Source organism: Pedobacter suwonensis (genome assembly GCF_900111825.1).
In the GTDB taxonomy this organism is placed as follows: Bacteria; Bacteroidota; Bacteroidia; order Sphingobacteriales; family Sphingobacteriaceae; genus Pedobacter; species Pedobacter suwonensis.
The window spans coordinates 28,630-54,873 of record NZ_FOJM01000004.1 but is presented as its reverse complement, the minus strand read 5'-3'; the positions used below and the strand labels follow the sequence as shown (position 1 = coordinate 54,873).

Below are 26,244 nucleotides of genomic sequence, written 5' to 3'. Positions count from 1 at the left end.
AGCCTTGACAGCGTTAGGCTTATAAAAATAAACCCGGATTACGAAACGTAACCCGGGTTTTTATATTTTTAGTTTAGGCAAGCGCAAGGAAAACCTTCCACCCTATTACCTTCCGCCTTCTACCTTTAAACCACTACATTAATAATTTTTCCTTTAACGAAAATGATTTTTTTAGTTGGCTTTCCATCTAAAAATTTCTGGAATTGCTCATCAGCCAATAAAATGCTTTCTACTTCTGGTTGTGCTAATGTTAAGCTCAAATTCAGGTTCATTTTCATTTTACCGTTAATAGAAACCGGATAAGCAAACTCATCTTCTACTAAATACTCAGGCTTAAATGTTGGGAAGGCAGCATATGATAAAGTTCCCGCTTCGTTACCCAATAATACCCAAAGTTCTTCGCAGATATGCGGCGCATATGGTGAAAGAATAATCACCATGTCTTGCAAAATCTGGTGGTTTTTGCATTTCAGATCTGTTAATTCATTTACCGCAATCATAAAACTTGATACAGAAGTGTTGAACGAAAAACGCTCAATATCATCCTGTACCTTTTTAATGATTTTGTGCAATGATTTTAATTCTGCTTTGGTAGGTTCAGCATCAGATACGGTGAATTCCCATGCCTCATTGTGGAATAATCTCCAGAATTTACGCAGGAATTTAAATACGCCTTCAATTCCATTGGTATTCCAGGGTTTGCTCTGCTCCAAAGGCCCCAAAAACATTTCGTACATACGCAACGTATCGGCACCATAACGGTCGATCAAATCATCGGGATTAACTACGTTGAATTTTGATTTCGACATTTTTTCTACCTCAACACCGCAGATGTAAAGTCCGTTGTCTACGAATTTGGAATTTGTACCATCTTCATAAATGAATTTAGCATCTACAAAATCAGATCTCCAATTTTTAAATTTATCGATATTTAAAACATCATTATTCACAATATTTACGTCTACATGCAGCGGAACAATTGAAAGATTATCAGTCTCATTATAATCAATAAACCAAAGCTTTAAAGCTTCTAGTTTTTCTGTATCACTACTTTTTTTATACTGCTGAAAAATTGTGTGGGATAAAAAGTAACTATCCCTAATTCTACCCTCACTATCGTTTACTGAAAGCCTATAAACAAAATTACTCCTACCCTGAATCATCCCCTGGTTAATCAGCTTTTTGAAAGGCTCTTCTTCTTTGGTATATCCCAAATCTTTCAAAAATTTATTCCAGAAACGGCTGTACAACAAGTGGCCGGTTGCATGTTCAGAACCACCAATGTACAAATCCACATCTTTCCAGTATTCAACTGCTTCTTTTGAGGCAAATTCAGCATCATTATTGGCATCCATATAACGGTACCAGTACCAGCTGCTTCCGGCCCAGCCCGGCATGGTACTCATTTCGTAATGTCCACCATCAGCAGGCAACCAGTTTTCGGCCCTGGCCAAAGGCGGCCCGCCGCTTTCAGTCGGTAAATATTTATCAATTTCAGGAAGCAACAATGGCAATTCTTCTTCCTTAACCAAATAAGGCAATCCATCTTTGAAGTAAACCGGAATAGGCTCACCCCAGTAACGCTGGCGACCAAAAATCGCATCACGCTGACGGAAGTTTACTTTTGCCTTGCCTGCACCACGTTCTTCCAACCAGTTGTTCAAAAAGGCAACCGCCTCTTTGTACTCCATTCCGTTAATAAAACCAGAATTAATGTATCTTCCTTCTTTTGTTGGATCTGCCTGTACATCGATATCTTTCTGTGCATCTAAAATCTGTACAATCGGCAAATTGAAATGTTTAGCAAATAACCAGTCGCGTTGATCGCCGCTTGGGACCCCCATCACAGCACCGGTTCCATACCCTGCCAGCACGTAATCGGCAATCCACAACTGCACGCGTTCGCCACTTACCGGATTAATCACATAAGTACCCGTAAAAGCACCCGATACCGTTTTGGTATCAGCCATACGATCTAATTCCGATTTCTTTTTGGTTACAGCGATATAATTTTCAATTTCTTCTTTTTGTTCTGGTGTGGTCAATTCGGCAACCCACTCATGTTCCGGAGCCAAAACCAGGTACGAAACGCCAAAAATGGTATCTACACGTGTGGTAAAAACCTCAATATATTTTTCAGTTTTCGGTTCTGAATTTCCAGTTTCTTTAACTGACAACTGCGAATTGTCAACTGCAAACTTTACAGATGCGCCAACACTTTTACCGATCCAGTTGCGTTGCATTTCTTTAATTGGCTCAGGCCAATCAATGGTATCCAAACCTTGCAAAAGGCGATCAGAATAGGCCGTAATACGCATACTCCACTGCATCATTTTCTTTTGCTCAACAGGAAAACCGCCACGTTCAGAAAAGCCGTCTTTAACCTCGTCATTTGCCAAAACTGTGCCTAAAGCAGGGCACCAGTTTACCGTACTCTCACGCAGATAGGTTAAACGGTATTTTAGCAATTCAATCTGTTTTTCTTCTTCAGTAAAGGTTGCCCAGTCACTTGGCAAAAATACCCTGGTGTCATCATCACATACGGCCTTTACGTCAGCCGTACCAGAAGCATTAAATTTTTCGATCAGCGTGCTAATGTCCTCGGCCCTGTCGTTTTCGATGTTATACCAGGAATTAAACAACTGCATAAAAATCCATTGTGTCCACTTGTAATATGATGGCTCGCTGGTACGCACTTCCCTGCTCCAATCGAAAGAAAAACCTATCTGGTCTAACTGACGGCGGTAGGTTGCAATATTAGCCTCAGTAGTAATGGCTGGATGCTGACCGGTTTGTATGGCGTATTGCTCTGCAGGTAACCCGAATGAATCGTATCCCATTGGATGCAATACGTTAAAGCCTTTAAGGCGTTTGTATCTTGAAAAAATATCTGATGCAATGTAACCCAGCGGGTGACCAACGTGCAAACCTGCTCCTGATGGATATGGGAACATATCTAACACATAATATTTTGGTTTCTCAGAATTGCTTTCGGCTTTAAATGTTTGATGATCTGCCCAAAATTTCTGCCACTTTTGTTCTATTTCTTTGAATTGGTAATCCATTGCAAGTTTTAAATTTTTAAAGGGGCGAAAATACGGAAATTAAGGGGCTTTAAAAAGTAGATTCAGGATAATATTTAGCCTTGGATATATTCAGAACGAGAATAAGTTATGACCAGAATCCAGGCTTATTATGTATTGCAACTGTTAACATCTGACTGTTAAAGGATTTTTACAAAATTAAACGACCTGTAAGAAATCAAATCCGGAAAAACGGACTATGGATGTGTAGTCGGATGTTACCATCCGACTATCCGGGCATTCAGGATAAGTGAAACCTTAATTATCTTTTATTAATTTACTCCATCAAAAATGATTTATTGATAGTTCCCTCCGTGAGATCTGATGTTAGCTTCTGACTTGCTATCGAAAGAATCCTGATCTGCTATTCCGTGTCAGTTGGCAACAACTGACACCACAGTAAAGCAAAATAATCATCGTTTAGCGTCGGTTGGTAACAACCGACGCAACAAAAAAGCGCCATTGATTTTAAAACCAATGGCGCCGCAAATAATCGGGGATTAAGATCTTATCTTGATAAAGAATATACTTTGGTTACGTTAGTTTTATCAATTTTAGCAGTAAACTCTAATTTATTTGCTGTGATGCTGTTTATCTTACAATAATTCAGCCCGTCGTTAATATCCATGCTAAACTGATCGGAATAGATGATCACGTAAGTACCGATGGTTCTGTTTCCCGATAAACTCAACTCTACCTGGTCATCATTGTTTGACTTAAAGTCGATATAGTCACTTGTGGTACCATAATTAACCGTTCCGTTCGTCTTTTTTGGATCTTTCAAAGTTTCTTCAGCGGTGTATCCAGAAGTTACGATTTTATTTAATGTCCATTTACCCATCATTTGGGCTTTTAAAGAAGTAGTGTCTTTTTTGCAGGAAATAAATGTAGAAGCGATAAAAAAGAATAGGCTAAAAATGGTAATTTGTCTGTTCATAGTTAAATTTAGTTTTACGATATCCATAATTAACGCCTTTTTGACAAATTTCGTACCGTCTTTAGAAAAACAACCATCTTGGTTGAAGAATTAATCTTCAAACTAAAAGCAGATCGCGTACGTTAGTATTCATTTAACATTCATTAATTGGTGTTTATCAGGTATAATTTATATTTTCGCAGAAACAAAAATGAAATACATGGAAGAATTCGAAGTAAGTGATGCATCTAAGAAAACCAAAACCGTTTATATCTCTACTATCATCAGTATTGCCTTGGTTTTATTAATGCTTGGACTACTTGGTTTAGTACTTGTACACGCCAAAAACCTATCTAACTACGTCAAAGAAAACATTGTTTTAAACATTATTGTTGATGAAGGCGCAAAAGAAGCTGATGTTTTGGCTTTCCAGAAAGAGCTGAATGCCAACCCTGCGGTAAAGCAGACCCAATATGTAAATAAAGAGCTTGCAGCCAGAAACTTAACACAGGATTTAGGCGAGGATTTTGTTAATTTCCTGGGATACAACCCACTGACTTCTACCTTCGATGTGTACTTAAAAGCAGAATATGCAAACAATAAAAGTATCGAGGCCTTAAAAACCAGTATTTCTAAAAACCCTGTAGTGAAAGAAGTAGTTTACCAGAGTTCTTTAATTGATATGGTAAACAAAAATATCAACACCATCGGTTTAATTATTTTAGCCTTTGCAGCGCTGTTATTAATTATTTCGATAGCGCTGATTAACAACACCATAAGATTAGCAATCTACTCGCAGCGATTTTTAATTAAAAGTATGCAGCTGGTTGGTGCAACGAAAAATTTTATCCGACGTCCTTTCTTACTGTATGCGGCCTTACATGGCTTAATTGCGGCATTTATAGCTATTATTATTTTATTGGCTACTTTAATTTACGCCCGCAAAGAGGTGCCTGAAATTATTATTTTAAATAACTACCAGGAATTTGGCTTTGTATTTATAGGCCTTTTGGTTGTGGGTATTTTTATAACAGGAATTAGTACATGGTTTGCAGTAAGCAGATATTTACGTTTAAAATCTTATCATCTTTATAGATAATGGCAGAAAAAAAAACAGGTCCGGTTGTAAAGGACGTTAAAAACGAATTGGTTTTCACCAAAAAAAATTATCAGTTGTTGTTAATCAGCATTGCAATCGTAGCAGTTGGTTTTATCCTGATGATGGGCAGCACTGGTGATATTTACGATTTCAGAAGAACTTTATTGGCGCCGATGGTGGTGTTAGCAGGCTTTGCTTTTGGTATTTATGCCATTTTAAAAAAATAAATGTTTTGTATTCGGTAAAGTGTTTTTTAACTTTATAATATGACAACAACAAATTTGCAAATTGAAATTAATTCACTTCCCCTAAACCTTAGGCAGGAAGTTGCAGATTTTGTTGAATTCTTAAAAACAAAACAAAAAAATAAGCCGAAATTAAAATCACGTGAATTTGGGTATGCGAAAGGTAAGATCAAATTATCAGATGATTTTGACGAGCCTTTAGAAATGTTTGCAGATTATATTTAATGGCATATTTATTAGATACACATACCTTTTTATGGTTTGTGGCAGGTGATGATCAATTACCTGTTTCAGTTAAAAAAAGGCTATCTGATATCAATACATCCTGCTTCATAAGCATTGCTTCTTTTTGGGAAATTGCCATTAAAAAACAGATTGGAAAGCTCGATTTAAAAATCGGCTTTGAAGCGCTTTTTAGATTTGCAGAAAGAAACCAGATTGAGATTATCCCCATTAATGAAACCCATCTCATAACATTACTAAACCTCGAATTTATCAACAATGATCCTTTTGATCGGATTATTGTATCTCAAGCCATTTCAGAGAATTTAGTATTGATTTCACGAGACAAAAAATTAAAAAAATATAAAATAAAATTACATTGGGAACAGCCCATTAACTAAACAATATGAATTCTTTTGAAGCTATTGTCCTTGCCATTGTTGAAGGATTAACCGAATTTTTACCTGTATCGAGCACAGGTCACATGATCATTACATCATCGCTTATGGGCATTGCCTCAGAACCATTTGTGAAACTTTTTACCATTGTAATCCAACTCGGCGCCATACTTTCGGTGGTTGTGCTATATTTTAAAAGATTCTTTAAATCGATAAACTTCTATATTAAATTGCTCGTGGCCTTTATTCCCGCAGCCGTATTTGGCTTGTTATTGAGCAAAAAAATCGACGAATTATTAGAAAGCCCGATGGCCGTTGGTATTTCATTGTTAATCGGAGGTGTTATTTTATTATTTGTAGATAAGTGGTTTAACAAACCAACCATTAATGAAGAAGAGGAAATCAGCTATTTAACGGCGCTGAAAATCGGTTTCTTCCAATGTATTGCCATGTTACCGGGTGTATCACGGTCTGGAGCAACTATTGTGGGCGGAATGAGTCAGAAATTAAGCAGAAAAGTGGCAGCAGAATTCTCGTTTTTCCTGGCGGTACCCACCATGTTTGCTGCAACTGCAAAAAAACTATACGACTTTTATAAAGAAGGACACACCATTACGCATGACCAAACCAACCTGCTGATTATCGGAAACGTTGTTGCATTTATTGTAGCACTTTTAGCGATAAAAAGTTTTATCGGATACCTGAACAAACATGGTTTCAGAGTTTTTGGATGGTATAGAATTGCAGCAGGTTTAATTATTATCATCCTTTTGCTAAGCGGACATAATTTACAGATTATATAATTCATCTAAATATTTTAACCATAACTTGTCCCGATTTTTGGGAGATAAAAAAAATGCATACGGATAATAATCATCTGTGTATATCTGTATACATCTGTGGTCAAAAAAACTTAAGCAAACCACATTGAATCCGTATCTTTGTGCAAAAAAGATTTGTGAGTACTGAAAATCCTAAATTCAAAGATTTCAATTTTGCTGAAGGCGAATTGCTTTTAATCAACAAACCGTACAAATGGACCTCATTTGATGTGGTGGGCAAAATCCGTAATTCTTTAAAACCGCTAAAATTAAAGGTTGGCCATGCCGGCACTTTAGATCCGCTCGCTACAGGCCTTTTGATTATCTGTACAGGCAAGCTGACCAAACAGATCGATACTTTTCAGGCTGAAGAGAAGGAATATACCGGCACCATGGTTTTAGGTGCTACTACCCCATCATTCGATATGGAAACCGAGGTTGATGAAACATTCGATATCAGTAACATTACCGAAGAAGAAATTTATGCAGCCTGCAAGCCATTTATTGGCGATATCGAACAATATCCTCCTGCGCACTCAGCAGTAAAGGTAAATGGCGAACGTTTATACGTAAAAGCCAGACTGGGCGAAGAAGTTGAGTTACGGAAACGTTTTGTAAGTGTACCGGAATTTGAAATTACCAGGATCGAACTCCCTGAAATCGATTTCAGGATTGTTTGCAGTAAAGGCACCTATATCCGTTCGTTGATATCTGATTTCGGTAAAACTTTAAATAGCGGAGCTTATCTTTCTAAGCTAACCCGTACCCGAAGCGGAAACTTTATGATAAAAGATGCGTTTGAGGTATTAGAACTTGTTAATTATATTCGTAGTAAGAAAGAAGAAGCTAAAACCGAAGTAATTGTATGAACCATATCAAAAACAGGAACACCAGGTTTATTAAAGAAATCCTTTTAATAATTGCAGGTGTAACCTCGGCATGTTTTGGCTTAAAAAGCTTTTTAATGCCCAGTCATTTTATTGATGGTGGTGTTACCGGTATTTCCCTGTTGGTTAGCACCTTAACAGGCTGGAATTTATCATACCTTATTGCCATCATCAACATTCCCTTTGTTATTTTAGGTTACAGGCAGATTGGTAAAGGCTTTGCACTGAAAACGGCTATCGCAATCGCTACGCTTTCACTTGCGCTAATTATTCTGCCTTTCCAACCCATTACGCACGATAAATTGCTCATTGCATTTTTCGGAGGCTTGTTTTTAGGCGGTGGGATTGGTTTGGCGATGCGTGGCGGCTGTGTAATTGATGGCACAGAAGTTTTGGCGCTTTATATCAGTAAAAACAGCATTTTAACCGTCGGAAATATTATCCTGATTTTAAATATCATCATTTTTGCCTTTGCTGCCTATTTCTTAAATATCGAAACGGCACTTTATGCCATTTTAACCTATTTATCAGCATCAAGTACGATCGATTTTATCGTAAATGGCCTGGAACAGTACACTGGGGTCACCGTTATATCAGACCATCAGGAGGCCATCAAGGATTTCATCATTAACGATATGAAACGTGGTGTTACCATCTATAAAGGCGAGGGCGGATATGGAGAAAAAAAAGATATCGATATTATTTTTACCGTTGTTACCAAACTGGAAATGAGCAAATTGCAGACCGCGATCAGGCAAATTGATTCGGACGCTTTTGTAATACAACAGCAAATTGCCGATTTAAAAGGCGGCGTAGTAAAACGCCATGCATTACATTAATCCTTATCCCATTGAAGATATACAATAACCTTTCGGAATTTAAAAAATTAGCTAACGCCATTGTAACCATCGGTACTTTTGATGGTGTACATTTCGGACATCAAAAAATCATAAAACAGCTGGTACAAAAGGCAAAGGCCGACAATGGAGAAAGCGTAATTTTAACATTTTTCCCGCATCCAAGAATGATTATCGATCCTGAAAACCAGGATCTGAAAATGATCAATACCATTAATGAAAAAGCAGAAATTTTAAACCGGTTAGGTGTAGACCATCTGATTATTACGCCTTTTACCCGCGATTTCTCCAACCAACTACCAGAAGATTACATTAAAAATATTTTGGTTGACAATATAGGCACCAAACACATTATTATTGGTTATGATCATCGTTTTGGTAAAGACCGTTCTGGCAATTTAAACGTTTTAAAAACTGCTGGTACACATTTCGGCTTTACCGTTGAAGAAATTATGGAACAGGATATCCACGATGTGGCAGTAAGTTCAACGAAGATACGGCAGGCACTGCTGGCCGGTGATGTTGAGCTGGCTAACGATTACCTCGGCTACCCTTTCTCTATTTTCGGCAGGGTAATTAAAGGTGATAAAATAGGCAGAACAATTGGCTTCCCAACGGCCAATATCTTTGTAGAAGAAATTTATAAACTGATTCCAGGCGATGGCATTTATGCAGTTACGGTAGAGATGAGTTCGGAGTTTGAAGTTGAGCCTTCGGAGGCGGGTATACACCAAGCTCCAAGCTCCGAACCCAAAACTACTTATCAGGGTATGGCTTATATCGGTCAACGGCCTACCATTAACGGCATGACCAGAAATATTGAGGTGAATATTTTTGATTTTAACCGGGAAATTTATGGACAGGATATTAAGATGAACTTCTTGAAATTCTTACGACACGATGTAAAATTTACCGGCTTAGAGGCTTTAACTGTTCAGTTGCAAAAAGATAAGGAAGCTACGTTGGCTTATTTTAGTGGATAAAATAATTTTATTTGTCTTAAGTAGTCGTCCTCTCGACTGGAACGTAGTGGAATGGAGAAATCTATTTAAATAGATTTCTCGACTTCGTTGCACTCCGCTCGAAAGGACGATGACCTGAAAGATGTTACTTTACAAAATTCAATTTTAGTAATCCAATTCAAAAGTCAGTTTACCAAATTTCCTTTCCAAAAAAGCCTCGTTTTTGCTATATTAGCGGCAATGAGGCTTTTTTATATCGTTTTATTCCTATCTCTTTCCATAAATTTTGCTGGTATCGCATCGCAAAAGAAAAGAGGTGAGGTACAATCAAAATATACGAAAACAAGCTCGGTTACAGACAAAAAAGTCATCAGGCAGCATTTAAATTTGAATCAGGATAACGAAAGCCTGCAAAAAGATTCTATTGGTATCTCTCCTTTAAAAATATCTTTTGGCGCTCTTGTACCGATCACTTTTTTGCTATTCCCTCTTCTTAAGAACAAAATCATTAATACCAAAGTTATAATCAAAAGATTAAGGTATAATTATTGGTGTTTGTTTAAAATGCTTTATCCGAAACACGTTTTTTGGTAGGTAATTTTATCTTATTGAAAATTTAATACCTGTCCGGATACACACGATGTCCGAAGATAGATTATTTAACACCATTACTCATTTTTATAGATGCACTTACCTGATTTAATAGCTGATTTAGGCTTGATACTTGCTGCCGCAGGGATTACCACACTCATATTTAAAAAAATTAAGCAACCCCTTGTTCTGGGCTATATATTGGCCGGCTTATTGGTTGGCTCACATTTAGATTTTTTTCCATCTGTTACCGATACGAAAAGCATTAACATTTGGGGCGAAATTGGAGTTATTTTCCTTTTATTTAGTTTAGGGCTGGAATTTAGCTTTAAAAAACTGGTTAAAGTAGGAGGTTCTGCTTCCATCACGGCCATTGTAAAGGTATTATTTATCATCCTGGCCGGCTACCTGGTGGGGAAAGCCATGGGCTGGAAAGATATGGACAGCCTGTTTTTGGGTGGAATTCTATCCATCTCATCAACCATGATTACCATTAAGGCTTTCGAAGAACTTGGTTTAAAGCATAAAAAGTTTGCCGGTCTGGTTTTCGGGGTTTTAATCGTTGAAGATTTAGTAGCGATCCTCCTCCTGGTATTGTTCTCTACCCTTGCGGTTAGTCAGCAATCGGCAGGTACAGAAATGCTGTATTCTATTCTAAAACTGGCTTTCTTCTTAGTACTTTGGTTCTTAGGCGGAATATTCTTAATTCCATCATTTCTTAAAGCAACCAAAAAATTAATGAATGACGAAACCATGCTGGTGGTATCGTTGGCTTTGTGTTTGGTAATGGTTTTACTGGCTGATAAAGTTGGCTTCTCTCCTGCCCTTGGTGCATTTATTATGGGCTCTATTTTAGCTGAGACCACCCAGGCTGAAAGAATAGAGCATCTTACAAAATCGGTAAAAGACTTATTTGCAGCAGTCTTTTTTGTTTCAGTTGGTATGCTGATTGATCCTTCTATGCTGGTTAAATACGCTGTTCCTATTTTTGTAGCTACTGTGGTTATCATTTTCGGTAAAATCATTTTTACCATTTTAGGTGCATTATTGTCCGGACAGCCATTAAAAACCTCAGTACAATCGGGTATGAGTTTGGCACAAATTGGTGAGTTTTCGTTCATCATTGCCTCATTAGGATTAACCCTAAAAGTAACAAGCGATTTTCTTTATCCGATCGCCGTAGCAGCAGCGGCAGTTACCACATTCACAACCCCCTATCTAATTAAGCTATCCGAACCTTTTTATCAGTATTTGAACCGTATTTTACCAAAAAAATGGCTTGATGGTATCGAAAGGTATAGCTCGAGTACCGAAGGGATTACCACTTTGAGCGATTGGAAGGTTTTATTGCGCTCGTACATCTTTAATACTATAATCCATTCCGTAATTATCATTGCGATAATCTTTTTGGCTTACCGTTATGTACAACCGTTTATTGCTAGCAACATTGCTAACAGTTTGACTTCCATTATCATCAGCGTGGTGGTCTCTTTTATATTGATGTCGCCATTTTTATGGGCCTTATCCATCCGAAGGATCCAACGTACCGCATACGCTCACCTTTGGTTGAACAAAAAATATACCCGCGGACCATTGATCGCGATCGAATTTTTCAGGGTTGCGCTCGGCATATTCTTCGTTGGATTTTTGATGTATCAGTTTTTTAATACCTGGATCGCGGCCTTGATTGCTTTGGCTTTAATTGTACTGGGAATGGTTATATTTTCCAGAAAACTTCAGTCATTTTACGATAAACTGGAAAGGCGGTTCATATTGAACTTAAATGCGAGAGAAAATCAGAAACCAGATATTTTACCCTGGGACACCCACTTAACAGAGCTCAGGGTTTCTCCTGAATCGGAGGTAGTTGGTAAAACATTAACTGAATTAATGATCAGAGAAAAATACGGGGTAAATATTGCCTTGATAGAACGCGGGAGAAATAATATCCCAACACCGGGCAGAGATGAGCGGCTTTATCCACACGATAAATTATTATTGATTGGCGCAGATGACCAACTCGCAGCTGTTAAGGCACTTTTAGAAGTTAATCCGCCAGAAACAACCGAAGAAAATAATTTTCCGGATAAAGAAATGACCCTGCAAAAGGTTGTTGTGCATACCGAATCGCCGGTTTATGGTTTGAGCATCAGGAATGCAGGGATCCGGGAAAAAGCGCAGGCTTTAATTGTGGGCATAGAAAGGGGCGCCGAACGCATCTTAAATCCTTCGTCGGACTTTGTGTTCGATAACGGCGATGTAATTTGGATTGTAGGGAATAATAAGAAGATTAGGGAGGTTATATAGTTGTGATCGTCATTGCGAGAAGGCTTTTTCAGCCGACGAAGCAATCTTACAATGCTCGCCCATAATCAAAAGATTGCTTCGTGGTACCTCCTCGCAATGACGAGATAATTTTATATCTTCGTGTATAACCGATCCTATGAAAGTTGACAGAGAGAAAAGTGAGTTTCTTGATGACATGATTGAGCAATGGCAAAATGATGGCTTAATCGATCCTGAAACAGGAAATAAACTTCGTAAAAGTTATGAAGCCAAAAACTTCGATTGGTTACGCCTGGCACAATATGCTTTTTGGGTAGCCCTGGCTTGTGGTTTTATCGCATTGGGATCACTCCTTATTGACAATTCCATCCTTAACTATTTAAAGCGGGTTTATAATACACCAAATATTGTGATTGCTATTGTTTCAGGCGGATTGGCAGCATGGCTTTATATTTTAGGTTTCAAGCGGAAAAAGAAACTCGCGCACCTAAAATTCAGCAATGAAGCCATTATATTTTCTGCTATTCTGCTCACGGCAAATGCCATCGCTTATTTTGGGAAGGCAGTTGATAATGGTTCAGGCAATTTCTCTATCCTGATATTGATATCTGTTTTTATTTACGGGGCTTTAGGTTATGTCTTCAACTCGCGTTTGATCTGGATTTTTGCCTTAATCTCCCTTGGTGCCTGGTTTGGTACTGAAACCGGCTATTTAAGCCGTTGGAATTATTATTTCCTCGGTATGAATTATCCTTTGCGTTTTGTGATTTTTGGCGCTTCGTTAACCGCCGCATCCTTCATGATGAGGGCTTTCCCGAAAACACAAAATTTCTTTCAGGTTACCTATATCGCGGGTATGGTTTATTTGTTTTTATCGCTTTGGGCATTATCGGTATTTGGCAACTTTGCCAACCTCGAAGAATGGTATCAGGTAAGGCAGTTAAGCTTATTTTACTGGGCTTTAATTTCTGCCGCTATTTGTGTAGCCAGTACACTCTTTGGCTTAAAGTATCATGATGATATTGCCCGAGAATTTGGCATTACTTTTCTCTTTATCAATCTCTACACGCGATATTTCGAATACTTTTGGGATAGCTGGCACAAAGCTTTGTTTTTTTCGGTACTGGCTACATCATTTTGGTTAATTGGCAGAAAAGCAGAGAAAATCTGGAATGTGGAGTTTTTGAAATAATCGTCAACACCAATTTAAATTGAAAAACATTCTTTCAATATATAAGATAAATATAAAAATGCAGGTTGAAAAGCAAAACTTATATACAAAGGTTATTAAATTGCTTGACCAAGCGAGGCAAAATGTAGTACAAACCATAAATAATACAATGGCTATGACCTACTTCGAAATCGGCAAGATGATTGTTGAAGAGGAACAGGATGGCAAAGAAAAAGCTGAATATGGCAAACAAATTTTGAGTGAGCTTTCAGAAAGGCTAGTTTCAGAGTTTGGCAAAGGTTTTTCTGAAACAAATTTAAAACAAATGAGGTATTTTTACCTTACCTATTCAATTCGTCAGACAGTGTCTGACGAATTCGAAAATAATGAAATTCTAGAAACATCTCCTAAAACTTCAGATTCAATTCAGCAGACAATGCCTGCGCAATTCAAACTTACATGGTCTCACTACCTCAAGTTAATGAGAATAACAAATGTAAACGAACGTAATTTTTACGAAATAGAATCAATCAAAAACAATTGGAGTTTACGCGAGCTGCAGCGTCAATATGATTCAGCATTATATACGCGCCTGGCGTTAAGTAAAAATAAAGAAGAAGTATTATCTCTTGGTCAAAAAGGACAGATTATTGAAAAAAGCAAGGACTTAATAAAAGACCCTTATGTACTAGAATTTTTAGGCTTACCTGAACAAAATTTTTATTCAGAAAGTGAGTTAGAGCAAAAATTAATTGATAAACTGGAACATTTTTTATTGGAATTAGGTAATGGGTTCACCTTTGTAGCCCGTCAAAAAAGAATAACTTTTGAAGAAAGACATTTCAAAATAGATTTGGTTTTCTACAACCGTATTTTAAAATGTTTTGTACTTATTGATTTAAAAATCGGAGAACTCAAACATCAGGATATTGGCCAGATGCAGATGTATGTAAACTATTTTGATAGAGAAGTAAAACTTGAAGATGAAAACAAAACCATCGGTATTATTCTTTGTCAGGATAAAAGTGAATCTGTAGTAAGGTATACACTTCCGGAAAACAATGAACAAATTTTCGCAAGTAAGTATTTAACTGTTTTACCGAGCGAAAAGGATTTCATTAAAATCATTGAGAATTAAATGAAAATATACCAACAAGTCTTATCACTGAGAGAAAGAAGAAGGGGTTTCCATATTATTACAGATGAGATTGAGGATGCCCTGCCCCAAATTAATGAGATTAATATTGGTATTTGTCAGGTTTTTATACAACATACCTCGGCTTCCCTTACCATTAATGAAAATGCCGATCCAACCGTACGTGTAGATTTTGAGATGTTCTTTAATAAAACGGTAAAGGAAAACGATCCGGATTATGAGCACGACTACGAAGGATCTGACGATATGCCTGCACATCTAAAGTCTGCACTTTTGGGTAGCGCTGTAACTATCCCTATCCGAAATGGCAGGTTAGCGCTTGGCACCTGGCAGGGCATTTACCTTTGCGAACATCGAAATCATGGCGGACAAAGAAAATTAATGATTACTGCCTGGGGAGAATAACTATGCCTTTTTCACTTCTTCTTTAATTTCAGGATGATTATCCTGAATGGATTTACCATCGGTTTCTATTTCAATTTCTTTTGTAGTTACCGCATAATGTGAAGGATAAATTTCTGAACCGAAAGCAACAGCATAAGCCTTGGTAAACTCGGCGCCAAAATACAAAATGATGGAAGAATAGTAAGTCCACAAAAGCACAACCACTAATGAGCCCGTTGCACCGTAGGTACTGCCTACATTGCTTTGCCCAATATAAATAGAGATGGCAAACTTGCCGATCATAAATAAAACCGCAGTAACTATTGCACCGGCAATTACATCACGCCATTTAATAATCGCATCAGGTAATACCTTAAATATTACACCAAATATCAAAGAAATAACAGCCAGCGTTACAATTTGGTTAATAATGTAAAACACAATAACGGATACCTCGGCAAATCTGGCCTGTAGGCGACTGCTAAAAGCATCTAATACAGAAGTAACGGCAAGCGAAACCAATAACACGAAACCCAGGCTTATAATGACAGAAAAAGATAAAAAACGATTCTGCAACATCTTCACCCAACCTCTTTTAGGTTTGGGCTTTAACCCCCAAATGGTATTGATGGAATCCTGGATATCGCCAAAAACGGTTGTTGCCCCAATTAACAGGGTAATGATACCGATAATTAAAGCAATGGTACTTTTTCCGTCCAAATAAGCATTTTTAATTAACTGTTGTAAGGAAATGGCCGATTCCCTACCTAAGAATCCTTCAAGCTGGGCATAAACCTGTCCTTCAGCTATTTCCCTACCTAAAAATATGCCACATAGAGAAATAATTACCACAAGCAAAGGAGCCATAGAAAATACAGTATAATAGGCCAATGAGCCACTAAGTTTCGTTACCTTATGATTGGTAAATCCTGTAAACGATGCTTTTAAAATGCCCCATATTCCTTTTAAAGTGATTTTCCGCTTTTCCATAAACAAACTATTTTTAGATGAGATGCTCTAAATTTAAACCGCTTGTTTTTTGAATTGTTTGTGAATTCTTAATAAAGAAAGAATATTAAGAAAGTCGAGCGCACAAAAAAAGCTCCTGATTTGGGTCGGAGCTTTTTCTTTATCGATAGGTGATTTTAGGTTATTTAGCCTTAATCCATGATGCAAGATCGTTCACCAAAGTTTCAGATACACTTACAGCTGCCTGGTACTGAGCCATCGTTCCCTTTTCGGTTTGAGAACTCAACAGGTGATTCAAATCCGGGTAGAATTTAAGAACCACATTTTTCTTTTTACCCAAAGCGTCATTCCATAAATCGAAATCTACTTTACCTACCTGAAAATCATTACCACCCTGCAGGATGTATATTTTAGGCTTAGAAAGGCTTTTGGCTACAGCAACCTGGTTGTAACTATTTAAATCTGCCCAGTATTTCGCCGGCAGGCCTAAAATGACAGAATCAGGCTTTATGGTAGTTCCTAATTGCGAAATTCTGCTTTTATCAATTTCCACAGCGGCATCTGCCAATTGTTTTTTAAATGCGGCCGTCGTATCATTGGCCAGATCGAACATATACTTATTCTGATCAACAATAATATCGGTTAATTTTCTTGCCGGTGCCGCTGCCAAAACAATTCCTGCTAAATCAGGTACCGTGCTTGCTATTTTAGGGGCCAACATTCCGCCTAAACTATGACCGAATACGTAAACAGCTTTTGGATTAGCCCCTACAACGGTTTTTGCAAGTGTTATCGCGGCAGCTGCATCATCCAGTACCTCTTCTTTTACAGTAAATTCCTTACCAAACTCATTAGGATAAATTAAAGTTCTTTTTACATAGCGAACGGAAGCAATTCCTTTAGAAGCTAAGCCGCCAGCCAGATCTTTGAAAGGTTTATTCGCGCCAACGGTTTCATCCATATCTGCAGGTCCGGAGCCATGCACAAAAACCACAACAGGGAAATTTTTGATATTTTTTGGCGTGGTAATAATGGCCGCCAATTGTTTTCCAGCCGGGCCAATATAAACCGACTTCTCCTGGTATAAACTGGTATCTACATAGGTTGGTTTTAAATAAGAGTATGTTCTCCTGGAAGGTGCCAGGAAGATTCCGACAATTTTCTGTTGTTTATTAAAACCTAAAATAAAGTTCTGATCACCGTTAGCGAATTTACCCTCAACCGTAACAGCGAAAAAATCGCCTTGGGCTTTACTTTGAATGGCATCTAACGATTCTGCCTTTCCATATTTTGTTCCAATATCACCCCAAAGTTTCTTTAAATTTTCTTCTGTTAATTTCGTTTTTAACGTATCGTCAAAAAAAGCATGTGCATCTTTAAATTTTTCTTCCTGCAATAGTTTAAAAAAGTCGTTTGCGCCATTGAAAAGCTCGATTACATTCTGAGAAAATGCGGAGGTTGTTATTAATAAAGCGACTACAAATAAAAGGCCTTTTTTCATCCGTATAGTTTGTTTAAATGGTATGAGATCTCATGCTTTATCCCTTTCAGGTCTAAAGCCATGAAGATTGAGTATAGTGTTTGGTTATTTACAATACCCAAAGTTAACAATATTTGGTTCTGAAAATAGGTTTACTCAACCAGTGCTTTAGTTTTAACTAATTTTAACATTTGACGTTAACACACCCCATTTCCCCTGTTCCTTCTATAGTCTATTTTAAAAAAAAGCAAAAAAAAAATAAAGCTGAACACAATATATTCCATTTACAGCGTTTATGTATGTGAGAGCGTTAATTTAGATGACGGGGATACTGCCTGAGGGTGGAATCCCCGTTTCTTTTTTAGTAAAAATGCAAAGGGCATGAAGCAGAACCCTAAAGGGCAAAGCCCGAAGCCCCTTTCCCTTTGCTACCAAGCATAAAAAAGGGCCGTTGTTAGAAAAACGGCCCTTTTAATATATATGATGGAGTGAAGAATTTTAGCTTTCTTTATCAGTAAAATCAACTGGTTTCTTTTCAAAATATTGATCAAAGTTCTGAACTTTTTTAGGTTTCAAGATTATATAAAAGCCTAAACCAATCAATACCATTGGAATGCTAATCCTAAACAGATCAAAATCAAAAATGTTTATCGCTTTAAAGGTAAATAAGCCTCCAATAATGGTTAATGCCAACCACCCGTTTCCCTGGAAACCTTTACGATACCCCATCCACAAACCAATACCCAACATAATGGTGTGCCATCTCAAAATCCAATGTGGAATATCTATTCCCGAGTTTCTTAATAAGAACACCGAACCGATGGTGATGATTAAAATACCTAAACCAACCTGTTTATCTGCGTGATTTTTTTTGATTAAATTTTCCATGACCGTTTTGTTTTATGATTCAAATGTATCACAAATACCAATGCTGGAGAATGGCTTTTCCCTTAGTTATGATATTTTGTCGGTGAGTGAAATAAAACTGTCGGTAAAATTTTTGAAGAATTTCACATAACTGAAATTTATCGGTGAAGTTATCCGTTTTTTCACGGAAACAGGGAGAACAAGGAATTAAGACCAATTCTCATTACTTCTAATTCCGAAAATTGATTGATTATTCCGCTTACAAATAGTTCAAGGAGAAGTACAAGCGAACTAACGACTATTGAACAAATGAACCACAATCATTCAAAAATGATAATATCCGTTCCGTCACTCATCATTACTTTTGAAGTGAGGTTAATAAATAAGCCATGAGCCAGTAATCCGTTGATCTGATTTAAGTCAGAAGCTAATTTCGCGGGATTATCAATCAGGCCAAAATCGGCGTCAATAATCAGGTTTCCATTATCGGTAATAAATGTTTGGTTTTCTACTGTTCGTAATATACCGTTTCCACCAAGATTGTTAATTTGATCGAATACATACTGATAAGCCAACGGAATGACCTCAATAGGGACAGTAAAAGCACCCAGTTTTTTAACCTTTTTCGAAGCATCGGTAATAATAATGGCGTTTTTACTCAATGAAGCGATTATCTTTTCTCTAAACAGCGCACCGCCACCGCCTTTAATCAGATCCAGTGATGCTGTAAATTCATCGGCCCCATCAATACTGATATCAATCTGGCTTAAGTGCCCAAGATCCAGAATTTCAATACCAAGCGATTTTGCAAGTTCTTCTGTCCGGATGGAACTTGCGGCCGCTTTTATTTGAAGTCCTTCTTTTACACGTTTACCCAATTCAATAATGGCAAAAGTTGTGGTCGACCCCGTACCCAGACCAACTACATCGCCATCTTTAACCAATTTTACCGCGGCCTTGGCAGCGGCCAGTTTTTCTGTATCCCGTTGATTTTTGTCTGTAGTAGCCATAAAGTAAAAATAGGTTTAAATGATAAACATCCAAAAATGAAAAAAATTTTACGGCTGATACAATAATTCCTTTTTGTAGCGTTTGTATATATGAGAGCGTTAATTTAGATGATGGGGATTCTGCAATAGTGGAATCCCCATTTCTTTTTACGAGTGATAACCACGAGGTCATCTTCAACATAACGAAGATCTTTCGTTGCAAAGTCCTCCTAAGAATAATTTATGGTATAAAAATTAATATGAGTGACAGATTTAACAAGAAATTTGAATGGCCTGAAGTATCATTTCGACCGCAGTGGAAAAATCTTTTAAAGAGGTTCTAATAATTCGGTTAAAAAGATCTCTCCATTTCGCTGTGCTACAGTCGAGATGACGATTTTTTCTGTGATTCTGTCAATGGTAGCATAGTGAAAGATCTTTCGTTGCAAAGTCCTCCTGAAGAATAATTTATGGTATAAAATCAATATGAGTGACAGATTTAACAAGAAATTTGAATGGCCTGAAGTATCGTCATTTCGACCGAAGTGGAGAAATCTTTTAAACTAGGTTTTAATAATTCGGTTAAAAAGATCTCTCCATTTCGCTGTGCTACAGTCGAGATGACGATTTTTTCTGTGATTCTGTCAATGGTAGCATAGCAAAGGATCTTTCGTTGCAAAGTCCTCCTGAAAAATAATTTATGGTATAAAAATCAATATGAGTGACAGATTTAACAAGAAATTTGAATGACCTGAAGTATCGTCATTTCGACCGAAGTGGAGAAATCTTTTAAACTAGGTTTTAATAATTCGGTTAAAAAGATCTCTCCATTTCGCTATGCTACAGTCGAGATGACGATTTTTTCTGTGATTCTGTCAATGGTAGCATAGCAAAGGATCTTTCATTGCAAATGACCCTGAAATAAATTTAGGGTGACAATTTCCTGTATAGATTTATAGTAATTTTTACCATAAAAAAACGGCTGGCATTTCTACCAACCGTTTCTTAACAATCAACTATTTATTTAAAGAATTTATCCAGGCTGCAATTTTTAAAGCTTCGGCTTTGGTTACCTGCGGCATTGGCGGCATTTCTGTTGAATAACCCGGCCAGTTTTGCGGTTGCGGATTGTGGATCAACTGAAATATTTTTTCCGGTGAATATTTACGTTTTGCAATTTCTACGAATGGCGGACCAATCTGTCTTTTGGTTTGATTATGGCAAGCCAGACAGGTATTTTTAGTTAATAAACCTTCAACTTCTTTAAAAGTAGGCGCTTTGGCGGTAGCCGCAGGCTTTGCCGGAGTTGAAGTCCCTTTAGCTTCAGGCGCTTTACCTGTTGTTGCCTTTGGCACAGCAGTTTTCTTGGCAGGCGTATTGACAGGCGTTGCTGAGTTTTTGGTACTCACCTCGTTGGCAGAAAGTTTATTTCCATCAGGAATCTGGTTCAAAGTATAGTAAGCTACCGGATGAATCAGCGAATAAAAACCATCCTGCGAACGGATACCATCTAATGTTAAAGTATGGATATAATATTGGCGGAGGTTCTGTACAATAATCCTGGCCTTTAAACCATCTGCTGAAACCTTAACACCGGAGATTTTTAGTTTCTCGGTATTTACCGGAGGCGAGCCGTATACAGGGTGATATTTATAAATAAAGCTTTCTGCGTTGTAAGACGCCAGATCTTCGGCCGATTTACGATCAACAGGCATCGTAAACTCCACTTCAAAACCATCAGGCATTGCCCTTACGGCTTTCATTTCAAAAGGAGTTTTATTGTTGTACACCAATCTTTCCAAACCTTCATTGGCATCACCTGCTGATCCCCAACCACGGTTGGTTTCGCCAACAAATAGCGAACCATCAGTACCCCATTCCAATCTTAATACACCTGAACGGAAACCCTTGCGGAACAAAAAGGCAGCGCCTTGTTCTTCACCCTTAACGGTTTCCATAAAAATCCTCGAAATGATGCTCATCCCCTGGTCACCAACCAAAATCTGGCCGGCAAACGGCCCGAATGTGTTGGCAGGTATTTTAACAGGCTCTGCAGATGAAATACCGAGAATACCATAAGGCAACCAAACCGATGGCAATCGCAGTTCAGGAAATACTTTTTTCATTTCGAACAAAGTTTTAAATGATTCATTTACCCTGTTTTCCGGTTTAATGTATCTTCCCTGTTCATTTTTGATTCTACGCTCGTCTATCTGCGAGTAAAAGAAATCTGATTGCAGTTTAACCGGAGAATTTGGCAAATTGGTCCACCTTAAACTTGCAGGGTGTCCCATAAAGTCTCCCTTGTTCACTTTCCATAAACCGCCAGAACCTACCCAGTCACCCTGATTTTCGGTATAATAAAACTGACCATCGATACTGCCAATACCGGCTGGAGAGCGGAAACCTGCAGCATAAGGCATCATTTTACCATCTTCGGTAATATTCATGGCCCAACCACGCATAGGTACCCGGCTTTCAGCACGCCACCATTCTTCGTCGCCAAAAGCCACATTTGCGGTAACCATAAAGCTGCCATCAGGCATTATTTTCGGGCCGAAACTATATTCGTGATAGTGCCCGCTTAAAGGCCAGGCATAAACAGTTTCGTAAACATCAGCTTTACCATCCTGGTCTTTATCTACTAATTTGGTTAATTCGCCACGTTGTGCTACATAGATTGCCCCATTTTTATAGGCAATACCTAAAATTTCGTGCAAACCATAGGCAAACCTGCGCCAATAAGGTTTTGCACTGGTAGGGTTTTCCACAATGTACACTTCTCCCCTACGGGTTGAAATGCCTAAATCACCGTTTGGCAGGGTAACCAACCCTCCCACTTCCAGGATCGGGCCTTCGGGTACACGTACTTTGTTTATCTTGAAAAAATCTTCTTCTTTCGGTGTTTCTTGCGCAAAAACTGTGGTAAAGCTAAAACTTAACGCCAGTAATGCTAATTTTTTAAATGTATTTCTCATGATGATCACGACTAAAACAAAATGCTATAATTCAACTTACTTCCAATGGGTGCAATGATTTCCCATTTACCATCAACATTTCTAACTACCGGCTTTGCAGTGCCTTCACCAAGCTGTATATAATATGCTTTATCGTCAATTAAATACAGGCCTTTACCAGCCTCTTCAATGTTTGAAGCAGTAGCTAAAAGGAAATAAAGGTCTTTCGAAGGTTTATCCACCGTAATCTCCCTGCTTAAACCTTGTCCGTTTTCCATCACTTTAACCGCATCGGTAACATTTGTGCCGTTAATCATATATTTAAACTCCGGACGGTCTTGTTTATCCATTACATAACCCTTTGTTCTGAAACCTGTACCAGCCGTATCGGTAACCCAACTGGCCTGGTCGTTTGCCAGCTTTGAAATCGCCAGAACAGGCTTTTTGGTAAAACGGGTAACACTGCCTAAAGCGCGTGAGGTTCCGTTTCCACGGCCATCCCACATTGGTGTAGCATCGATAAAATCACCGTGCCATCCCTGTAAGAGTGTACCATTATCCAAATCGTAGCTGAAGGCCACTTTTTCAGGTCCGCCTACCGAAATAGCATGTACAGAACGCACTCCTGGCGCAACGTCTACAAAACTTCTGATCATATTGTTGCTTGCTGCCTCTATATATATCGGATCTGCACCACCATTTTGGTTTGGTCTTGCCATTTCAGATATCTCGGTGATCTGGATATTTCTGAACGCTACAGAACCATGATCGCCTTGCAGGCGTAAAGGTCCCTTTGCTTTTTCAGCGCCCGCAGCACCTCTGGTTGCACCAAATAATTCAACATTTTCATGAATCAGCACACCGTTGAGTTCTGCACTGATGATCTTGGCATTTTTTGTTTTTTTGCCTGTAGCATCAAATTGTGGTGCCTGGAAGATGATTTTGATGTGCTGCCATAAACCCGGTGCCTTGCTTGCATTCTGACGGGGAGCAACACCACCAAATCCTTTTTCGGCTTCTGGTTTGCTATCATCCCAGCGCTGATAAATCCCGCCATTATTTGAAGAACTTGGGTTTCTAATTCCCCAGGCATCGTCAATCTGGATTTCATAGTTACCCTGAAGATAAATACCTGAATTTGTTCCTTTTGCAGTTAGATAATCCAGTTCTACTACTACATCACCATATTCATTGATGGTGTATAAATCCGATCCCGCTTTTTTTGCTGTAGATTGGTTAACTAAAATCCCTTCGCCTTTGGTAGTTCTTAAAACGTTTTCGGCGTTTAAATCGGCAATCACGTTTTGTGCAAGCGACCATGAATTGGAAGGGTTTTTAAAGGCTGAAAGATCTTTGAGATCAATACGCTGGCCGAATGCCAACAGGGTTCCGCAAAGCCAGAACATGGCTGTAAAACCCGTCTTTGAGATGTTCATATATTTTGGTTTATTAGTTTTAGCCATATTGAGACTAATTATTACTTTGGAAATGAGATGGTATCATTAAGTATAAACTAAACCTGTCTTTGGATAGGCTCAGGATAACAATCTCTTTAGTGATACCATCTTTACCTTTCTTTATTTTTCTGTTGATAACGAATAAGGGAAATCAGCTGGATTTGAACCTCTCGTTTTATTGGGTGTTGCCGTCATGTTGAAGTTGAGCACCGCGCCTTTCTGCATACCACTATGGCTGATCCAGTTTTTAGAATACGCCTTACCATTCATCTGCAAAGATTGAACATAACGGTTGTTATCGCTATTGGCTGGTGCGTTGATTACCACTGTTTTACCGTTTTCTAAAGTGATGGTTACCTTTTTAAATAAAGGGGCACCCAAAACATATTGGTCAACCGCCGGTGTTACCGGATAGAAACCCATTGCTGAGAATACATACCAGGCAGAGGTTTGTCCGTTATCTTCATCCCCACAATAGCCATCTGGCGTAGCTTTATACATTCTGTTCATGGTTTCGCGCACCCAATATTGAGTTTTATAAGGTGCACCGCCGTAGTTATACAGGTAAATCATGTGCTGGATCGGTTGGTTACCATGTGCGTATTGGCCCATGTTTGCAATCTGCATTTCACGGATTTCGTGAATTACCCCGCCGTAAGCGCTTTCATCAAATACCGGAGGCATTGAAAACACCGAATCTAACTTGGTTACAAATTTATTGTGGCCGCCCATTAGTTTGGCCAAACCATCAATATCCTGGAAAACCGACCAGGTATAGTGCCAGCTGTTACCTTCAGTAAATGCACCGCCCCATTTAAAAGGACTAAACGGACTTTGGAAAGTACCATCCTGGTTTTTACCACGCATTAAGCCCGAAGCCGGATCGAAAAGATTTTTGTAGTTCATGGCTCTTTTCTTATAGATGTCGATTTCAGAGGCTGGTTTACCCAAAGCTCTTCCTAATTGGTAAATGGTAAAGTCATCATAAGCGTACTCTAATGTTTTAGCTGCATTTTCATTCTTTTTCACATCAAAAGGTACATAACCCAATTCGTTATAATACTTAACCCCGTCTCGGCCAACGGCTTCCATCGGGCCTTCGTTATTGGCACCATGTTTTACGGCCTGCCATAAGGTTTCGATATCGTAACCGCGCATGCCCTTAATATAAGCATCAGACACTACCGATGCGGAGTTGTTACCTACCATGATGTTGGCATAACCCGGGCTGCTCCATTCCGGCAACCAACCACCTTCTTTATAATCGTTGATCAGGCCTTGCTGCATCTCTTTGTTAATGGATGGATAAACCAGGTTCAGGAAAGGATATAATGCCCTGAACGTATCCCAAAAACCTGTGCCGGCAAACATATAACCTGGTAAAATCTGTCCGTTGTATGGACTCCAGTGTACAATCTGATTTTGCGCATCAATTTCGTATAATTTATTCGGGAAGAACAAGGTGCGGTACATCGCAGAATAAAATGTGCGGGTTTGATCAATCGTACCGCCCTCAACCGCAATTTTGCTTAAGGTTTTGTTCCAGGTTGCCCTGCCTTTTGCTTTTGTGGCATCGAAACCATCATTGGCCAGCTCTCTTTTCAGGTTTAGATCGGCCTGCTCAAAGCTGATAAATGAAGAAGCCACTTTTGCAATAACCTGCTCGCCTTTTTGTGTAGCAAAACCGATAACGGCACCAGCATGATCAACCGTTAATTCCAAATCTTTTTCGTTAAGTTTTTTATCATCCCAGGTTTTGGCCAGTTTGAAATCCTTGTTGAAATAGATTACAAAATAATTTTTGAAATTTTTAGGTAGTGGCCCACGTGCATATTTAGTGGTATAACCTATTATTTTCCTTTCAGCAGGTATAATTTTAATGTAGGAGCCTTTGTTCTGTGCATCTACCACCACGTAAGCGCTATCTGTTTTAGGAAAAGTAAACCTAAACTGGGCAGCGCGTTCTGTAGGGGTAATTTCGGTCGTCACATCTGCATCTGCCAGATAAACACTGTAATAATACGGCTTAGCCACTTCAGCTTTATGGCTGAACCAGCTGGCACGCTCATCCTCACTGAATCTCAACTTACCCGTAACCGGCATCATCGAAAAAGCGCCGTAATCGTTCATCCATGGCGAAGGCTGGTGTGTTTGTTTAAAACCGCGGATTTTGTCGGCATCATAAACATATGCCCATCCATCACCATTTTTACCGGTTTGCGGTGTCCACATGTTCATTCCCCAGGGCAAACCGATAGCCGGGTAAGTATTTCCGTTAGATAGTGCTGGCTTAGATGCCGTTCCCATTAGCGGGTTTATCCAATCTACCGGATCTGTAATTTTGCCTATTGTTTGTGCGAAACCGGTTGATGCCGCAACACTCAATAAGGCGATAAATAATCGTTTCATTTGTTGTTTGTGTTTTTTTATATGCTTGTAATTATTTT

Annotated in this window: 21 protein-coding genes; 12 read left to right on the top strand and 9 right to left on the bottom strand. The window is 38.6% G+C overall.

The window, feature by feature from the left end; genetic code table 11:
* Positions 1-125: 125 nt before the first annotated feature.
* Both BM107_RS06605 and BM107_RS06600 read right to left on the bottom strand, forming a co-directional pair.
* A complete protein-coding gene (locus BM107_RS06605) occupies positions 126-3,065 on the bottom strand; it encodes a leucine--tRNA ligase (protein ID WP_090981522.1) in 2,940 nt (979 codons plus the stop codon).
* 526 nt (positions 3,066-3,591) lie between these two features.
* Positions 3,592-4,020, bottom strand: coding sequence for a hypothetical protein (locus tag BM107_RS06600; protein WP_134204117.1), 429 nt, complete (start codon positions 4,018-4,020; stop codon positions 3,592-3,594).
* Positions 4,021-4,219: 199 nt separating this feature from the next.
* On the opposite strand from BM107_RS06600, the gene BM107_RS06595 reads away from it, so the two are divergent.
* The 12 genes from BM107_RS06595 to BM107_RS06535 all read left to right on the top strand — a co-directional run bounded on the left by BM107_RS06595 (position 4,220) and on the right by BM107_RS06535 (position 15,099).
* Positions 4,220-5,098 carry a cell division protein FtsX gene (locus tag BM107_RS06595; protein WP_090981820.1) on the top strand — a complete coding sequence of 293 codons (879 nt, stop codon included), beginning with the start codon at positions 4,220-4,222 and terminating at the stop codon, positions 5,096-5,098.
* Entirely contained in the window at positions 5,098-5,325 is a 228-nt protein-coding gene (locus BM107_RS06590) for a DUF3098 domain-containing protein (RefSeq protein ID WP_090981518.1), read from the top strand. Before BM107_RS06595 ends, BM107_RS06590 begins: the two co-directional genes overlap by 1 nt.
* A 39-nt stretch (positions 5,326-5,364) precedes the next feature.
* The gene (gene vapB, locus BM107_RS06585; protein WP_090981516.1) at positions 5,365-5,568 is read left to right on the top strand and encodes a type II toxin-antitoxin system VapB family antitoxin; all 204 of its coding nucleotides are present in this window, start codon (positions 5,365-5,367) and stop codon (positions 5,566-5,568) included.
* Positions 5,568-5,966, top strand: coding sequence for a type II toxin-antitoxin system VapC family toxin (locus BM107_RS06580; RefSeq protein WP_090981514.1), 399 nt, complete (start codon positions 5,568-5,570; stop codon positions 5,964-5,966). Before vapB ends, BM107_RS06580 begins: the two co-directional genes overlap by 1 nt.
* 5 nt (positions 5,967-5,971) lie before the next feature.
* Complete coding sequence (locus tag BM107_RS06575; RefSeq protein WP_090981512.1) at positions 5,972-6,766, top strand: undecaprenyl-diphosphate phosphatase; 795 nt, start codon at positions 5,972-5,974, stop codon at positions 6,764-6,766.
* A 155-nt stretch (positions 6,767-6,921) separates the two neighbouring features.
* Positions 6,922-7,653: a tRNA pseudouridine(55) synthase TruB gene (truB, locus tag BM107_RS06570; RefSeq protein WP_090981510.1), complete on the top strand. Its 732-nt coding sequence runs from the start codon at positions 6,922-6,924 to the stop codon at positions 7,651-7,653.
* The gene (locus tag BM107_RS06565) at positions 7,650-8,510 is read left to right on the top strand and encodes a YitT family protein (protein ID WP_090981508.1); all 861 of its coding nucleotides are present in this window, start codon (positions 7,650-7,652) and stop codon (positions 8,508-8,510) included. Before truB ends, BM107_RS06565 begins: the two co-directional genes overlap by 4 nt.
* An 11-nt stretch (positions 8,511-8,521) precedes the next feature.
* Positions 8,522-9,511 (top strand): bifunctional riboflavin kinase/FAD synthetase, encoded by a 990-nt coding sequence (locus BM107_RS06560; RefSeq protein WP_090981506.1) that lies wholly within the window; start codon positions 8,522-8,524, stop codon positions 9,509-9,511.
* A 663-nt stretch (positions 9,512-10,174) separates the two neighbouring features.
* On the top strand, positions 10,175-12,388 hold the full coding sequence (locus BM107_RS06550; protein WP_090981502.1) for a cation:proton antiporter domain-containing protein: 2,214 nt from the start codon (positions 10,175-10,177) through the stop codon (positions 12,386-12,388).
* A gap of 136 nt (positions 12,389-12,524) precedes the next feature.
* Complete coding sequence (locus BM107_RS06545) at positions 12,525-13,559, top strand: DUF2157 domain-containing protein (RefSeq protein WP_090981500.1); 1,035 nt, start codon at positions 12,525-12,527, stop codon at positions 13,557-13,559.
* A 19-nt stretch (positions 13,560-13,578) separates the two neighbouring features.
* The gene (locus tag BM107_RS06540) at positions 13,579-14,676 is read left to right on the top strand and encodes a PDDEXK nuclease domain-containing protein (RefSeq protein WP_244278749.1); all 1,098 of its coding nucleotides are present in this window, start codon (positions 13,579-13,581) and stop codon (positions 14,674-14,676) included.
* On the top strand, positions 14,677-15,099 hold the full coding sequence (locus BM107_RS06535; RefSeq protein WP_090981497.1) for a secondary thiamine-phosphate synthase enzyme YjbQ: 423 nt from the start codon (positions 14,677-14,679) through the stop codon (positions 15,097-15,099).
* On the opposite strand, the gene BM107_RS06530 is transcribed toward BM107_RS06535, so the two are convergent.
* The 7 genes from BM107_RS06530 to BM107_RS06500 form a co-directional block, all read right to left on the bottom strand.
* Positions 15,100-16,068 (bottom strand): YihY/virulence factor BrkB family protein, encoded by a 969-nt coding sequence (locus tag BM107_RS06530; RefSeq protein WP_090981495.1) that lies wholly within the window; start codon positions 16,066-16,068, stop codon positions 15,100-15,102.
* Between the two features lie 160 nt (positions 16,069-16,228).
* Positions 16,229-17,548: an alpha/beta hydrolase gene (locus tag BM107_RS06525; protein ID WP_090981493.1), complete on the bottom strand. Its 1,320-nt coding sequence runs from the start codon at positions 17,546-17,548 to the stop codon at positions 16,229-16,231.
* A gap of 477 nt (positions 17,549-18,025) precedes the next feature.
* Positions 18,026-18,415 (bottom strand): LiaF transmembrane domain-containing protein, encoded by a 390-nt coding sequence (locus BM107_RS06520; RefSeq protein WP_090981491.1) that lies wholly within the window; start codon positions 18,413-18,415, stop codon positions 18,026-18,028.
* 299 nt (positions 18,416-18,714) lie between these two features.
* Entirely contained in the window at positions 18,715-19,404 is a 690-nt protein-coding gene (rpiA, locus tag BM107_RS06515; RefSeq protein WP_090981489.1) for a ribose-5-phosphate isomerase RpiA, read from the bottom strand.
* Between the two features lie 995 nt (positions 19,405-20,399).
* Entirely contained in the window at positions 20,400-22,361 is a 1,962-nt protein-coding gene (locus BM107_RS06510) for a c-type cytochrome (protein WP_090981487.1), read from the bottom strand.
* Between the two features lie 11 nt (positions 22,362-22,372).
* Entirely contained in the window at positions 22,373-23,776 is a 1,404-nt protein-coding gene (locus BM107_RS06505) for a 3-keto-disaccharide hydrolase (protein WP_090981818.1), read from the bottom strand.
* 141 nt (positions 23,777-23,917) lie between these two features.
* The gene (locus BM107_RS06500) at positions 23,918-26,206 is read right to left on the bottom strand and encodes a GH92 family glycosyl hydrolase (RefSeq protein ID WP_090981485.1); all 2,289 of its coding nucleotides are present in this window, start codon (positions 26,204-26,206) and stop codon (positions 23,918-23,920) included.
* Positions 26,207-26,244 lie beyond the last annotated feature (38 nt).

What these genes read in the sequence shown, in the direction of transcription:
- BM107_RS06525 (WP_090981493.1), bottom strand. Translation starts at nt 17,548, where the DNA reads ATGAAAAAAGGCCTTTTATTTGTAGTCGCTTTATTAATAACAACCTCC.
- BM107_RS06530 (WP_090981495.1), bottom strand. Translation starts at nt 16,068, where the DNA reads ATGGAAAAGCGGAAAATCACTTTAAAAGGAATATGGGGCATTTTAAAA.
- BM107_RS06580 (WP_090981514.1), top strand. Translation starts at nt 5,568, where the DNA reads ATGGCATATTTATTAGATACACATACCTTTTTATGGTTTGTGGCAGGT.
- BM107_RS06590 (WP_090981518.1), top strand. Translation starts at nt 5,098, where the DNA reads ATGGCAGAAAAAAAAACAGGTCCGGTTGTAAAGGACGTTAAAAACGAA.
- BM107_RS06535 (WP_090981497.1), top strand. Translation starts at nt 14,677, where the DNA reads ATGAAAATATACCAACAAGTCTTATCACTGAGAGAAAGAAGAAGGGGT.
- BM107_RS06505 (WP_090981818.1), bottom strand. Translation starts at nt 23,776, where the DNA reads ATGAACATCTCAAAGACGGGTTTTACAGCCATGTTCTGGCTTTGCGGA.
- BM107_RS06605 (WP_090981522.1), bottom strand. Translation starts at nt 3,065, where the DNA reads ATGGATTACCAATTCAAAGAAATAGAACAAAAGTGGCAGAAATTTTGG.
- BM107_RS06520 (WP_090981491.1), bottom strand. Translation starts at nt 18,415, where the DNA reads ATGGAAAATTTAATCAAAAAAAATCACGCAGATAAACAGGTTGGTTTA.
- BM107_RS06600 (WP_134204117.1), bottom strand. Translation starts at nt 4,020, where the DNA reads ATGAACAGACAAATTACCATTTTTAGCCTATTCTTTTTTATCGCTTCT.
- BM107_RS06500 (WP_090981485.1), bottom strand. Translation starts at nt 26,206, where the DNA reads ATGAAACGATTATTTATCGCCTTATTGAGTGTTGCGGCATCAACCGGT.
- BM107_RS06545 (WP_090981500.1), top strand. Translation starts at nt 12,525, where the DNA reads ATGAAAGTTGACAGAGAGAAAAGTGAGTTTCTTGATGACATGATTGAG.
- BM107_RS06575 (WP_090981512.1), top strand. Translation starts at nt 5,972, where the DNA reads ATGAATTCTTTTGAAGCTATTGTCCTTGCCATTGTTGAAGGATTAACC.
- BM107_RS06550 (WP_090981502.1), top strand. Translation starts at nt 10,175, where the DNA reads ATGCACTTACCTGATTTAATAGCTGATTTAGGCTTGATACTTGCTGCC.
- vapB (WP_090981516.1), top strand. Translation starts at nt 5,365, where the DNA reads ATGACAACAACAAATTTGCAAATTGAAATTAATTCACTTCCCCTAAAC.
- BM107_RS06510 (WP_090981487.1), bottom strand. Translation starts at nt 22,361, where the DNA reads ATGAGAAATACATTTAAAAAATTAGCATTACTGGCGTTAAGTTTTAGC.
- BM107_RS06595 (WP_090981820.1), top strand. Translation starts at nt 4,220, where the DNA reads ATGGAAGAATTCGAAGTAAGTGATGCATCTAAGAAAACCAAAACCGTT.
- rpiA (WP_090981489.1), bottom strand. Translation starts at nt 19,404, where the DNA reads ATGGCTACTACAGACAAAAATCAACGGGATACAGAAAAACTGGCCGCT.
- BM107_RS06565 (WP_090981508.1), top strand. Translation starts at nt 7,650, where the DNA reads ATGAACCATATCAAAAACAGGAACACCAGGTTTATTAAAGAAATCCTT.